The organism is Rathayibacter sp. VKM Ac-2760, from assembly GCF_009834185.1.
Lineage (GTDB): Bacteria > Actinomycetota > Actinomycetes > Actinomycetales > Microbacteriaceae > Rathayibacter.
Genome location: NZ_CP047174.1, coordinates 51,972 through 63,880, shown reverse-complemented (window position 1 = coordinate 63,880; position 11,909 = coordinate 51,972). Strand labels below are relative to the sequence as shown.

Genomic DNA, 11,909 nt, shown 5'->3' with positions numbered 1-11,909 from the left:
CGCGCACCCCGACAGCCCGAGGACGCCATCAACCGATGGACGAGCAAGGCGTGAGGATGCTGCCGCGCGCGTCTCGTTTTCGGTCGTGAGCGTGCACCTGCCAGGACACGGAGACGGTACCTCCGGTGAGGAAATCGTGTGGCTCCTGGAGTCCTTCGTCAGAATCCTTCCCGGCGAGGACGCTGCCGTGTCCGTGCTCGGCGCTCCGTTTGACGCGCAGACGCTGGCGGCGACGAGCCATCGAGCGGCGACTCTCGACGAGATGCAAATCGACCTCGGGGAGGGGCCAGCTTGGGATGCGCACCGCACGTACCGTCCGACCGAGTTGCATGTCGATGAGGAGCGGAATTTCGCTGCCTGGCCGGTCTTCGGGCTCTTCGCCGAGGCAGCCGGAGCGAGGACGGTCCTCGCCGTTCCCATGCTGGTCGGCACCTCGAGCATCGGCGCCGTCACCCTCTACAGCAGTGCCTCGATGCGGCTCGATGCTCAGCATCTGCAGCTCGCCAATCGACTATCGGGAACTCTGGCCAAAGCCGTGGCCGAGCAGATGATGAGCCTTCCGGCGGACGGGACGCTCGCCCGCGATTCCGCGCTCTCGCGCCGAGAAGTGCATCAAGCGGTAGGGATGGTAGTGAGCCAGATGCGATTGACACCCGCGGACGCCCTGCTGATGATCCGCGCCTACGCTTTCGCAGAAGGGATCAGCGTTCGCGACGTGGCTGCACTGATCATCACCCGAGCGCTCGACTTCTCCCCCAATCCGCCGGCGTGAATCGAAGCCGGAGGCACTGAGTCATCGCTTCCGCGGCGAATCTGCCCGTGTGCGCGTCCCGGTGAACCATCCCCTATCGGGACTCGGACTCGACCGTCGACAACTTGAGTCTGCAGTCACGGACGCAGTCCTCTAGGTCGGCGAATCCGGACCGGACCGTGCCGACCCGGACGAGCGCGGCGTCGCCCACCCCCGCGCCCTCGTGCGTGAAGACGACGAGCTCGCGGCGGTCCAGCGACCAGACGACATCTCCCGCCCGGTAGTCGGCGACCGGCTCCACTGAGGCGAGGGCCCCCGCCACGACGACGTCCTCGGCGACGAGCGCGGCGCCCATCCGGTCCTCGAACACCAGAGAGGCGGGGAGCCCGGCCGCGATCGAGCGCGCGGCGGGCGAGTCGTCGACCTCGACGGTGATCGCGGCCCGCTCCGCAGGGGCGAGCGGGACCGGAACGGCGAAAGCGAGAGCCGGAGCCAGCAGCGCGACGAGCCCCGCCTGGGCGAGAGCACCGAGGAGGACTCCCGGGCGGCGACGCGACGACGCGGCCGTCCTGCGGCGGATCGGGGAGTTGTCGGTCTCGCGGTCGTCGGTCATGCTCAGGGCGAGTCTCATCCGTGCCTCCGTGGTCGAATCGAGCCGGTGACCGCGGTGGTCGACCAGTGCTGCCTCCGCGGTACGACCCAGCGAACCGCTCGGTGCCGGCCCCCGGGAGTCCCGTCGCTGACGCGCCCTCTCAGGGCGCCCCACTGCGGCCGAGGGTCGACCTACTGTTGCCGCATGGTCGATCGATCCGAGATCCGCGAGTTCCTGGTGTCGCGCCGCGCCCGCGTCGAGCCCGAGCAGGTCGGCCTCCCGCGCGGGACAGACCGGCGGGTGCCGGGCCTGCGCCGAGGCGAGGCCGCCGCGCTGGCCGGCGTCAGCGTCGAGTACTACGCCCGACTCGAGCGGGGAGCGATCGGCGGCGCCTCCGACGCGGTCCTCGACGGACTAGCCCGAGCCCTACGGATGGACGACGCCGAGCGCGAGCACCTCGGCCGACTCGCCCGCGGCGCCGGAGACGCACCGTCGACCCGGAGCCGGGCGAGACCGACGCCCGGGTGGACCCCCTCCCCCAGCGTCCAGTGGATGCTCGACTCCGTCGGCACCGCCGCCGCCCTCATCGGGAACGGCCGCACCGACCTGCTCGCCGGGAACCGCCTCGGCCGCGCCCTGATGACGGACCTGATCGCCACCGCGACGACACGGCCGCCGAACTTCGCCCGCTTCCTCTTCCTCGAGCCCGCCTCACGGCTCTTCTACCCCGACTGGGACGCCACCGCACGGATGAACGTCGCCCAGCTGCGCACCGAGGCCGGCCGCGACCCGCACAGCAAGGAGCTGCACGACCTCGTCGGCGAGCTCTCCACCCGCAGCGACCACTTCCGGCACCTCTGGGCCCGGCACGACGTCTGGCAGCACGACTCCGGCACCAAGCGCTACCACCACTCCGCCGTCGGCACGATGACGCTCCACTTCGACGGCCTCGACCTCGTCGGACACCCCGCGATCCAGCTCACCGTCCTCACCGCCGAACCCGGCACCCCCGACCACGACGCGCTACAGCTCCTCGGCTCCCTCTCCACCACGCCGGCGGAGAGCGTCCGCACGGCCGACACGGAGAAAAGGTGAAGAGCCGACCTTCACGAAGAGGTCAGGCAGCAGCCCGGTGAACGATCCCCATCCGGGACGCCAGCAGCGGCGGAACGACACCTAGAGTGACTCGCGTGGCACGAGTGAGCACTGTCGCATCTGCGATCGCGGTGAGCGCGACGACTCTCGTCCTCACCGGATGCGGGCCGACCGAGTACCGCGGCTATGAGAGCGGGATCGACGGAGTGCTCTGGCGCCAGATCGCCGCCTTCGAAGACCCCCTGTCATTCGAGCTCTACCAGCCACGTGTCAACGAGCCCGACCCCTACCTCGCCGCGCTCAGCGGCACGCGCTGGGACGGGAGTCCATCGACAGCCACGGAGATCGACCTCGACGCCGGCGGCGTCGTCCTCTACAACCTCTCCTCCACGCCCTCCGCCGCTGAGGTCTCGGTGTTCATCGCTTCCGGCCCCCGCTCCCCCATCGACGACGGTGCGAGTCCAAGCGAGGTGTACACCTGCTATCGGATCGAGACGGAGTTCGTTGGTGATCCCATGCCGTCGGCAGGGCGCGTCCTCCTCGACAGCTGCCCCGAGCCTCTGGTCTCTCTGCTGCCCGAGGACGCTGCCTTCGCCAGCGGCGAAGTATTCGACGGTTAACGGAAGCCGACGACTACAGTCCCGAAGGACGATCCCCTACCGGGACGGTTTGGACGGGCGTCGGCGTTCGATGCGGAGAGCGATCCACAGTCCGCATCGTCGGCAGATGAAGGCGGCTCCGTTGTTGAGCTGGTGGAGCTGGTGGCGGTTCTTGGGTCGGTCGCAGCACGAGCAGATCAGAGGAGTGTCAGTGGGCACGAGAAGTGATTGCGTCGATGATTTGCGCGGTTGTCGGCACACCCGCGAGTCCGGCGGGAGTCGCGTAGACGCGGCAGGCGAGGTCGTTCGTCTGCCCGGTCGTGGGGAAGAGGTCGGTCCCGTCGAGGGTGATCGTGGGTGATCCGGCGAAGGGTGCATCCGCGGCGTCTTCCGGCGTTCGCAGCAGTCGGGTCTCGACCACCGCATCGGGGTGCCCTGTGGCGACGAGAGCTTCGCGGAGGCGCCCGATCGCTTCCGCTGAGTTCGGGCACGCGTCGATGTGGAGAACTTCGAATCTCATCTGCTGATCATGCTCCTCTGACGTGCGTGCCCGTCGGGTCGCGGACGAGCCGGGGGATCAGCCTGACGAACATGACCATGCCGACGAGCTCCACGAGGGTCTGCGTGACGACGACGACCGGAGCGAGCGCGAGCGACGCGGGCAGCGCGAGCGCGAGGGGCAGGACGACGAGGGAGTTGCGGGTCGCGCCGCTGAACACGAGTGCGCGGGTCGCGGAGTACTCGAGGCGGAAGAGGCGCGCGACGCCCAGACCGGCGGCGGCCATGACGACGAGGAAGCCGGCGTAGATCGGGACGAGGACGAGCAGCTGTCCGGCGACCGCGCCGACGGCGCCGGCCTGGGAGGCGACGACGACGAACAGGGTCCCCATCATCAGCGGCACCATGAGCCCGAGCATCGTGGACTCGATTACCCGGCCCGCCCGGTGCCGGCGACCGAGGGCTTGCACGAGAGCGGCCGCGGTGAGCGGCACGACAATCAGGAGCAAGAACGCGCGCGCGAACGGGCCGATCTCGACCACGGCGACGCCCTCCGGTCCGAGGAAGAGCAGCAGGTACAGCGGCAGGAGCAGGATCTGCGCGAGCATCAGCAGCGGTGCCGCGGCGAGCAGCCGGTCGGAAGCACCGCCGGCGAGGCCGGCGAAGACGATCACGTAGTCGATGCACGGCGTCAGCAGCACCAGCAGCACCCCGAACAGCAGCGCCGGAGTGTCCGCCACGAACCGAGACAGGCCATAGGCGACGACGGGGACGACGACGAAGTTCAGGACCCCGACCGCCGCGAGGAAGCGGCCGTCGCGCAGTGACCGGCCGATCGCGGCGAACGGGACGCCGAGGAACGTGGCGAACAACAGCAGCGCGAGCACCGGTTCGATCGCGACCTCCAGGCCGTGCGCGGCGGGCAGCAGCAGTCCGAGCGCGGCGCCGGCGGCGATCGCGGCGAGGTAGAGCGGGATCTGGCGGCGTTCGAGCCAGGCGACGAGCGCGCTCACGACAGCACACCGGGAAGAAGGAGGGACACGGGGTGAAACGGTAAACGTTCGAGCCACTTGAAGGTCAAGCGAGGATTCGAGCCGTAGGGTCGGCGTGTGCGGATCTCGGACGTCAGCAAGCGCAGCGGCGTCTCCGCGACGGCGCTGCGGTACTACGAGTCCATCGGACTCATCACCCCCGGCCGCAGCGGCAACGGGTACCGCGACTACGACGCGGACGTGCTCGCACGCCTGGACCTCATCGAGTCCAGCAAAGAGCTGGGCCTCCCGCTCGAGGACATCGGCCGGCACCTGCGTGCCCTCGAGACCACCTCCTGCACCGACGTCCGCGACGCGCTCCGCCCGCTCCTCGCGGAACGGGTGCGGCAGCTGGACGAGAAACGCGCACGACTGGACGAGCTGCGCTCTCGCCTCGACCGCGCCGACCACGACCTCGCCGCCTGCCCCGACCGGGACGAGCTCTGCTCGACCGAGTGCATCTTCCGCACCCGCGGACAACACCAGTGACGACAGATCGATCGGGTGCCCTCCGTGCACCCTGAGCATCGGTGCTCCCGCGACGTGCTCGCGTCTGCGAGCCGTTCGCAGCGGCTCATCGGCGTTGTTCTGCCGCTGGTGGTGGCGGAGGTCGCTGACATGATGACCGGATGCTGATCGCTTACGTGGACGAGTCCTACACCCAGGACTTCTACTTCATCGGCGCTGCCGTGACAACGCAGGAGAAGTGGGAGCAGCTCGAGCACGGCTACGCCGCTCTCCGGGAGCAGATCGCCGCGGACCACGGGGTGCCAGCCGACGTCGAGTTCCACGGGCACGAGCTGATGGGCGGCGCCGGCGAGTGGGCTCCCCTGCGCGGGAAGCATCGCGAGGCCGCCGGCATCTACGCGGCCGCGCTGCGCATCGCGCAGGAGGCCGAGGTCCGTTACCTGTTCCGCGGTGTAGACGTGAAGCGCCTGAACGCCCGGTACCGGTACCCGGAGCAGCCGCACAAGGTCGTCTTGCAGCACCTGCTCGAGCGGGTGAACGAGTACCGCCGCTACGTCTTCTCTTCCGACACAGAGGAGGTGATCGTCGTCGCTGACGAGATCGCGACGCAGGAAGAGCACCGGCGGCAGTTCGAGAGCTACCAGCTGCTGGGAACGCCGGGCTACCGGCCGAGCAAGCTCGACCTGATTTCCTCCCCGATCCAGTTCGCGTCCTCGAGGAACGCTGCCGGGTTGCAGGCGGTGGACCTCGCGGTCTATCTGCATCGACGCCGCCAGACGGTGACGGAGTCGCACCCGAAGTCCGTGGCGACGATGGTGCGGTTGAGCGGACTGGTCGCCGCGTCGACGTCGCATGACTGGATCTGGACGCCTTAAAAAACGAAGACCCCGCTAGGCGGGGTCTTCGGCTGGCAACGTTCCGGGAACCGGCCCGTTGTGAGGATCACGATACACGCGGACCCTGGGCGAGTCACGGCGTCACGGTCGCCTTCGCTCGATGAGGATCGTGTCGCGCCAGCGGCCGGCCGCAGGCCCGTATGTCATCTGCGCGATGCGCTCCCGGATGCCCACGCGCCGGAATCCCGCGCGGTCGTGGAGGGCGAGACTGGCGGTGTTCTCGGGGAAGATGCTCGACTGGATCGTCCACAGGTCCGCGTCGTCCGCTGCGGCGATGAGCGCGGCGAGCAGCGTCGATCCGACGCCGCGGCCGCGTGCGGCGGCGGCGATGTAGACGGAGTGCTCGACCACGCCCCGGTAGACGGGCCGGGTCGAGACCTTCGACAACGCAGCCCAGCCGAGGATCTGTTCTCCGTCGACGGCGACCAGGCGCCCGACGTCGAGCTTCCCTCCATCGAACGCCTCCCACGTGGGCGGTTCGGCCTCGAAGGTGGCGTGTCCGGTCGTGATCCCGTCGCTGTAGATCGTCTCGACCGCCGGCCAGTCCTCGGGGGTCATCGGCCGGATGCTGGTCATGAGCAGCAGCTCCCTCCGGCGGATCCGATGTCGGTGGAGCAGACGCCGGTCTCGGGGAGCACGAGCTGCACGCGCCGGGCGGCGGCGTGATCGCCGGCGAGCTCGTCCGCGATGGAGCGGACCTGCTCGTAGCCGGTGACGAGCAGGAAGGTCGGCGCCCTGCCGTACGACTTCATCCCCGCGATGAAGAAGTTCGGCTCGGGGTGGGCGAGTTCCGCGACGCCGTGGGGGTCGACGGTGCCGCAGGAGTGCAGGTTCGGGTCGATGAGCGAGGCGAGTGCGCGCGGCGCTTCCACGATCTCGTCCAGGGAGACGCGGATCTCGCGCAGCATGTCGAGGTCGGGCCGGAACCCGGTGGCCTGCACCACGACATCGACTTCCACGCTCTCGCGCTCCTTCCGGCGCCGCCCCATCACCGTGACGCCGCCGGAGGGTGCCTTCTCGAGGCGGTCGATTTCGAAGCGGTCCAGGAGAGTGATCGCGCCGTCACGGACGAGCTGGTGCACGGTGCCGCCGAGCTTGCCGCGCTCCTCCAACTCGTCGTCGCCGGATCCGAAGACGCGCAGCGGACTGGTGCCGCGGATCGCCCAGGTGATCTGCGTCTCCGGCTCCTCGCGGGCGAGACGGGCGAGCTTGATCAGAGTGTTCGCGGCGGAGTGGCCGGCGCCGACGACGAGGATCCGCTTCCCGGCGAACCGGGAACGGTCGACGCCGAGCACGTCCGGCAGCGCGTGACTGAGGTGCTCCGCGACATCAAGGACACCGATTGGGTCCAGACCCGCGGAAGCGAGCGCGTTGGGGGTCGAGTAGGTGCCGGAGGTATCGATCACCGCGCGCGCGGTGACGTCGACGGCGCCCTCCGGCGTGTCCAGACGCAGCAGGAACGGAGTGGCGGCGCGGCCCACGGAACGGGTGCGGTCCATGCCCTCGCGGGTCACGGCCAGCACGCGGGAGCGGTAGCGGATGACCGGGGCGAGCTGCGGGGTCGCGGCGAGGGGTGCGAGGTAGTCGCGAACGAACTCGTGCCCGGTGGGCAGCTTCTTCGCCGTGGGCGCCTCCCAGCCTGCGGCGTCTAGGAGGCGCCCGGCGGCGGAATCGACCAGATACTCCCACGGGGAGAACAGGCGGGTGTGACCCCACTGCTGCACCGCAGCTCCGGCGCTCCCACCGGCCTCGTAGACCACGACGTCGAGGCCGCGCTCGAGTAGCTGCGCGGCAGCGGCCAGGCCAACGGGGCCGGCGCCGATAACGGCGACGGGCAGGCCCGTGAGGCGGCGCTCGTCGGTGCGGGGCGGGACGGTCAGCAGCATCGTCATGGTGGTTTTCCTCAGTGGTGCGGGTTAGGCAGTGACGGCGTCGTCGAGGACGGCGGTGGTGGCCTGGGCGAGGGAGGCGAGGCCGTGGGCGGCGAGGTAGTGCTCGGCGTCGGCGGCGGCGGAGCAGCCGGTGCCGGCGGCGGTGATCGCCTGGCGGTAGCGGTGGTCCACGAGATCTCCCGCGGCGAAGACGCCGCGGAGGTTGGTCTCGGTAGTAGGGAAGGCGACGCGGACGTAGTTCTCGTCGTCGGCGTCGACCTGGCCGAGGACGAGCTCGGAGCGGGGGTCGTGGCCGATGGCGATGAACAGACCCGTAGCTGCGAGTTCGGACTCCTGGCCGGTGACGGTGTCGCGCAGGCGCAGCGTCGTGAGCTTCTCGTCGCCGAGCGCCTCGGTGACTTCGGTGTTCCACAGGACGCGGATCTTCGGATCGGCCAGGGCGCGGTCCTGCATGATCTTCGACGCGCGCAGGAAGTCGCGGCGGTGGATGAGGGTCACGGAGGCTGCGAAGCGGGTGAGGAACATGGCCTCCTCGAGGGCGGAGTCGCCGCCGCCGACGACGGCGATGTCCTGGCCCTTGAAGAAGAACCCGTCGCAGGTGGCGCACCAGGACACTCCATGTCCGGTGAGGCGCCGCTCGCCGGGGACGCCGAGCTTGCGGTAGGCGGAGCCCATCGCGAGGACAACGGCGTTCGCGCGGTAGGTGCCGCCGTAGCCGGTGGTGACCGTCTTCACATCACCGGTGAGCTCGAGCGCGGTGGCGTCGTCGTAGACGATGCGAGCGCCGAAGCGCTCGGCCTGGGCGCGCATGTTCTCCATCAGGTCCGGGCCCATGATGCCGGTGGGGAAGCCGGGGAAGTTCTCGACCTCGGTGGTGTTCACCAGGGCGCCGCCTGCTTCGACGGCGCTGGTGAGGACGATCGGGTCAAGGCCTGCGCGGGCGAGGTAGATGGCGGCGGTGTAGCCGGCGGGGCCGGATCCGACGACGACGACGTTCTCGATGGTGTCGCTGTCCGTGCCGGTCATGCGGGGACTCCTGTCGTCTCGACGCCGAGGGTGGCCAGCATGGCCTCGACGCGGGTCTTGATCTGGTCGCGGATGACGCGGACCTCCTCGATCGGGAGGCCGGCCGGGTCGGTGAGGTCCCAGTCCTGGTAGGTCTTGCCCGGGTAGATCGGGCACGCGTCGCCGCAGCCCATCGTGACCACGACATCGGCCGCCTGGACTACGTCGTCGGTGAGTGGCTTGGGGAACGCGTCGGTCACGTCCAGCCCGATCTCCTCGATCGCGGCGACGACCGCCGGGTTCAGGGCCGCGGCAGGCATGGAGCCTGCGGAGCGCACGTGCACGCGGCCGCCGGAGAGCGCGTCGGTGAGGACCGCGGCCATCTGGGAGCGGCCGGCGTTTTGCTCGCAGATGAACAGCACCTCCGGCACCTCCCGCGCGATCGCGCCCTTCGCTTGGGCGAGAGCGGTGAGGCGGTCGGTGGCGAAGCGGACGGTCTGGCTCGCCAGGTGGGCTTTGACCTTCGAGGTGCGCAGCAGCCCGGTGTAGGACTCGAGGACGTACCGCTCGACGGTCTCGGCGGCGAAGACGCCGTGGAACTTCTCGCTGAGCTCCTCGGCGAGGCGAGCGAGGTAGCCCTCAGGGTAGACGAGGCCCGGCATGGCGCGGCGGGTGCTGACGTCGCTCATCGTCAGACCTTCGCGGGCAGCAGCTCGGCCAGCAGTGCCTGCACGCGAGCCTTGATGTCGTCGCGGATCGGGCGGACCTCCTCGAGCGGCTTGCCCTTGGGGTCGGTGAGGGCCCAGTCCTCGTAGCGCTTGCCGGGGAAGATGGGGCAGACGTCGCCGCAGCCCATCGTGATCACGGCGTCCGACTCGCGCACCTGCTCGGTGGTCATCAGCGTGGGCACGGCCTGCGAGATGTCGATGCCCTCCTCCGCCATCGCGGCGATCGCCATCGGGTTGATCTGATCTCCCGGCTCGGATCCGCCGGAGAGGACCTCGACGGCGCCGTTCGAGAGGGCGCGCATGTAGCCGGCGGCCATCTGCGAGCGTCCCGCGTTGTGGATGCAGACGAACAGGACGGTGGGCTTCTCGGTCATGGTGCTCTCCGGTCGGGGTGGGGTGGAGGGAAAGGATGGCATTGACGCCGATCGATATCAGTGTGACGGCATGCATCGACGTGCGTCAATGTCGGTACCGGATGTTCACTCGAGGATCGTGAGCCACGCGGCGAGGGCGAGCAGCGTGATCAGGAGGACGGGGATGGTCAGGACGATGCCGGTGCGGAAGTAGCGGGCCCAGCCGATGTGGATGCCCTTGCGGTCCAGGACGTGCAGCCAGAGCAGCGTGGCGAGGCTGCCGATCGGGGTGATCTTGGGGCCGAGGTCGGAGCCGATGACGTTCGCGTAGATCATCGTCTCCTGCGTCAGTCCGGTCGCTCCGGCGGCGGAGATGGCGAGAGCCGCGATGAGCACGGTGGGCATGTTGTTCATCAGAGAGGCGAGGACCGCGATCACGGTGCCCACGCCGAGTGCGGTGATGACGGTCCCGCGGTCGCCGAAGAACGAGAAGACCCCGGCGAGCTCGTCGGTCAGGCCCTGGTTGCGCAGGCCATAGACGACCAGGTACATGCCGATGCTGAACAGCACGATCTGCCAGGGAGCGTCACGAATCACCTTCAGGACCGGGATGCGCCGGCGCACGGGCTGCTCGCCCGCGTCGAGGGCACTGCCGGACCCGGGCCGGCCTGCGGCGACGAGCTCGCGCTCCTCGGCACGCACGCGGGCGAAGAGGAACGCCGGCTGCCGAGCGGCGACAGCGACGAGGGCGACGGCGCCGATCCCCGCGACGACGGAGAGCGGCACGTGCAGCGGGTCGGCGGCGAAGTAGCCGATGAGCAGGAAGGCCAGGACGATCCAGCCGGTGCGGAACACGAGCGGGTCGCTGATCGCGGAGGCAGGACGGGCGAGCGCGTCGACGTCGTAGCGCTTCGGGATGGAGCGGCCGAAGTAGGCGAAGAGCACACCGAGGCTCGCGAGGACGGCGACGGCGCCGACAGGGACCATGACGAGGGCGTAGCGGGCGAAGTCGATGTCGAAGAAGTCGGCCGAGACGATGTTGACGAGGTTCGACACCACCAGCGGGAGGCTGCCGGCATCGGCGATGAAGCCGGTGGCGAGGATGAAGCCGAGGGACGCCTTCGCGGAGAAATTCAGCGCGCGGAGCATCTGGATGACGATCGGCGTGAGGATCAGCGCCGCCCCGTCGTTCGCGAATACCGCCGCGATCACTGCCCCCAGCAGCACGATCAGCACGAACAGCAGTCGCCCGCGTCCCCGGCCCCAGCGCGCGACGTGCAGCGCGGCCCACTCGAAGAATCCGGACTCGTCCAGGATCAGCGAGATCAGCACGATCGCCACGAAGGCGAGGGTGGCGTTCCAGACGATTCCGACCACGGTCGGGACGTCGGAGAGCTGAACGACTGTGGTGACCAGCGCGATCACCGCACCGCCGAGGGCGCTGTAGCCGATCCCGAGTCCCTTCGGTTGCCAGATGACCAGCGTCAGGGTCACCAGGAAGATGGCGATGGCGAGCACGGTCATGCTGGAGAGCTCCTCGGGAAGGCATCGATGATGATCGATGAAGACCCTACATCGATCCTCATCGATGCCTGGACGAGTGCCGCAGTCCATCGATGCCGGTCGATCCGCGTGGCACACTGAGGGTATGGCTGTTCTCGAGATGCTTCCGCTGGCGGACGTGACCGCGTGCTGCGCACCGCTCACCCGCGAGGCGATGGATGCCGAGAACGCCGAGAAGCTCGCCCGCTCCCTCCGCGCGATCGCCGACCCGGCGCGACTGCGGCTGATCTCGATGGTCGCCGCGCACGCCGACGCCGAGGCGTGCGTCTGCGACCTGACCGAACCGCTCGGTCTCTCCCAGCCGACCGTCTCGCACCACCTGAAGGTCCTCGTCGACGCCGGGATCCTCAGCCGCGACAAGCGCGGCACCTGGGCCTACTACCGCCTGGTGCCCGGCGCGCTCGACTCCCTCGCACAGCTCCTCGTCACCGTCTGACC

At 69.4% G+C, this 11,909-nt stretch carries 14 protein-coding genes; 6 read left to right on the top strand and 8 right to left on the bottom strand.

The window, feature by feature from the left end; translation table 11 throughout:
• Positions 1-85: 85 nt before the first annotated feature.
• The gene (locus GSU72_RS20025; RefSeq protein WP_159987025.1) at positions 86-772 is read left to right on the top strand and encodes a GAF and ANTAR domain-containing protein; all 687 of its coding nucleotides are present in this window, start codon (positions 86-88) and stop codon (positions 770-772) included.
• Between the two features lie 73 nt (positions 773-845).
• On the opposite strand, the gene GSU72_RS20020 is transcribed toward GSU72_RS20025, so the two are convergent.
• Positions 846-1,382 carry a cyclophilin-like fold protein gene (locus tag GSU72_RS20020; RefSeq protein WP_159987024.1) on the bottom strand — a complete coding sequence of 179 codons (537 nt, stop codon included), beginning with the start codon at positions 1,380-1,382 and terminating at the stop codon, positions 846-848.
• A 165-nt stretch (positions 1,383-1,547) separates the two neighbouring features.
• Between GSU72_RS20020 and GSU72_RS20015 the strand changes: the two genes are divergently transcribed.
• Together GSU72_RS20015 and GSU72_RS20010 are read left to right on the top strand one after the other, a co-directional pair.
• On the top strand, positions 1,548-2,438 hold the full coding sequence (locus tag GSU72_RS20015; RefSeq protein ID WP_159987023.1) for a helix-turn-helix transcriptional regulator: 891 nt from the start codon (positions 1,548-1,550) through the stop codon (positions 2,436-2,438).
• A 104-nt stretch (positions 2,439-2,542) separates the two neighbouring features.
• Positions 2,543-3,058: a hypothetical protein gene (locus GSU72_RS20010; protein WP_159987022.1), complete on the top strand. Its 516-nt coding sequence runs from the start codon at positions 2,543-2,545 to the stop codon at positions 3,056-3,058.
• 506 nt (positions 3,059-3,564) lie between these two features.
• Here the strand turns inward: GSU72_RS20010 and GSU72_RS20005 are convergent.
• Positions 3,565-4,548, bottom strand: a complete 984-nt coding sequence (locus tag GSU72_RS20005; protein ID WP_159987021.1) for a bile acid:sodium symporter — start codon at positions 4,546-4,548, stop codon at positions 3,565-3,567.
• A gap of 96 nt (positions 4,549-4,644) precedes the next feature.
• On the opposite strand from GSU72_RS20005, the gene GSU72_RS20000 reads away from it, so the two are divergent.
• Both GSU72_RS20000 and GSU72_RS19995 read left to right on the top strand, forming a co-directional pair.
• Positions 4,645-5,055: a MerR family transcriptional regulator gene (locus tag GSU72_RS20000; RefSeq protein WP_159987020.1), complete on the top strand. Its 411-nt coding sequence runs from the start codon at positions 4,645-4,647 to the stop codon at positions 5,053-5,055.
• Positions 5,056-5,195: 140 nt separating this feature from the next.
• Positions 5,196-5,909 carry a DUF3800 domain-containing protein gene (locus GSU72_RS19995; protein WP_159987019.1) on the top strand — a complete coding sequence of 238 codons (714 nt, stop codon included), beginning with the start codon at positions 5,196-5,198 and terminating at the stop codon, positions 5,907-5,909.
• Positions 5,910-6,011: 102 nt separating this feature from the next.
• On the opposite strand, the gene GSU72_RS19990 is transcribed toward GSU72_RS19995, so the two are convergent.
• From GSU72_RS19990 to GSU72_RS19965, 6 genes are all read right to left on the bottom strand, one after another.
• Positions 6,012-6,506 (bottom strand): GNAT family N-acetyltransferase, encoded by a 495-nt coding sequence (locus tag GSU72_RS19990; RefSeq protein ID WP_104277741.1) that lies wholly within the window; start codon positions 6,504-6,506, stop codon positions 6,012-6,014.
• Entirely contained in the window at positions 6,503-7,822 is a 1,320-nt protein-coding gene (locus tag GSU72_RS19985) for an FAD-dependent oxidoreductase (protein WP_159987018.1), read from the bottom strand. The genes GSU72_RS19990 and GSU72_RS19985 overlap by 4 nt, the downstream gene beginning before the upstream one ends.
• 24 nt (positions 7,823-7,846) lie before the next feature.
• Entirely contained in the window at positions 7,847-8,848 is a 1,002-nt protein-coding gene (gene trxB / locus GSU72_RS19980) for a thioredoxin-disulfide reductase (protein ID WP_159987017.1), read from the bottom strand.
• Entirely contained in the window at positions 8,845-9,516 is a 672-nt protein-coding gene (locus GSU72_RS19975; protein WP_159987016.1) for an arsenate reductase ArsC, read from the bottom strand. The genes trxB and GSU72_RS19975 overlap by 4 nt, the downstream gene beginning before the upstream one ends.
• A gap of 2 nt (positions 9,517-9,518) precedes the next feature.
• Positions 9,519-9,929, bottom strand: coding sequence for an arsenate reductase ArsC (locus tag GSU72_RS19970; protein WP_133963542.1), 411 nt, complete (start codon positions 9,927-9,929; stop codon positions 9,519-9,521).
• 105 nt (positions 9,930-10,034) lie between these two features.
• Positions 10,035-11,432, bottom strand: a complete 1,398-nt coding sequence (locus tag GSU72_RS19965) for an arsenic transporter (RefSeq protein WP_159987015.1) — start codon at positions 11,430-11,432, stop codon at positions 10,035-10,037.
• A gap of 124 nt (positions 11,433-11,556) precedes the next feature.
• Between GSU72_RS19965 and GSU72_RS19960 the strand changes: the two genes are divergently transcribed.
• On the top strand, positions 11,557-11,907 hold the full coding sequence (locus GSU72_RS19960) for a metalloregulator ArsR/SmtB family transcription factor (RefSeq protein ID WP_159987014.1): 351 nt from the start codon (positions 11,557-11,559) through the stop codon (positions 11,905-11,907).
• Positions 11,908-11,909: the final 2 nt, after the last annotated feature.

Bases quoted from the DNA above. Each gene is read 5' to 3' on its own strand.
- GSU72_RS19975 (WP_159987016.1), bottom strand. From the start codon at position 9,516: ATGAGCGACGTCAGCACCCGCCGCGCCATGCCGGGCCTCGTCTACCCT.
- GSU72_RS19970 (WP_133963542.1), bottom strand. From the start codon at position 9,929: ATGACCGAGAAGCCCACCGTCCTGTTCGTCTGCATCCACAACGCGGGA.
- GSU72_RS20020 (WP_159987024.1), bottom strand. From the start codon at position 1,382: ATGAGACTCGCCCTGAGCATGACCGACGACCGCGAGACCGACAACTCC.
- trxB (WP_159987017.1), bottom strand. From the start codon at position 8,848: ATGACCGGCACGGACAGCGACACCATCGAGAACGTCGTCGTCGTCGGA.
- GSU72_RS20015 (WP_159987023.1), top strand. From the start codon at position 1,548: ATGGTCGATCGATCCGAGATCCGCGAGTTCCTGGTGTCGCGCCGCGCC.
- GSU72_RS19960 (WP_159987014.1), top strand. From the start codon at position 11,557: ATGGCTGTTCTCGAGATGCTTCCGCTGGCGGACGTGACCGCGTGCTGC.
- GSU72_RS19990 (WP_104277741.1), bottom strand. From the start codon at position 6,506: ATGACCAGCATCCGGCCGATGACCCCCGAGGACTGGCCGGCGGTCGAG.
- GSU72_RS19965 (WP_159987015.1), bottom strand. From the start codon at position 11,432: ATGACCGTGCTCGCCATCGCCATCTTCCTGGTGACCCTGACGCTGGTC.
- GSU72_RS19985 (WP_159987018.1), bottom strand. From the start codon at position 7,822: ATGACGATGCTGCTGACCGTCCCGCCCCGCACCGACGAGCGCCGCCTC.
- GSU72_RS19995 (WP_159987019.1), top strand. From the start codon at position 5,196: ATGCTGATCGCTTACGTGGACGAGTCCTACACCCAGGACTTCTACTTC.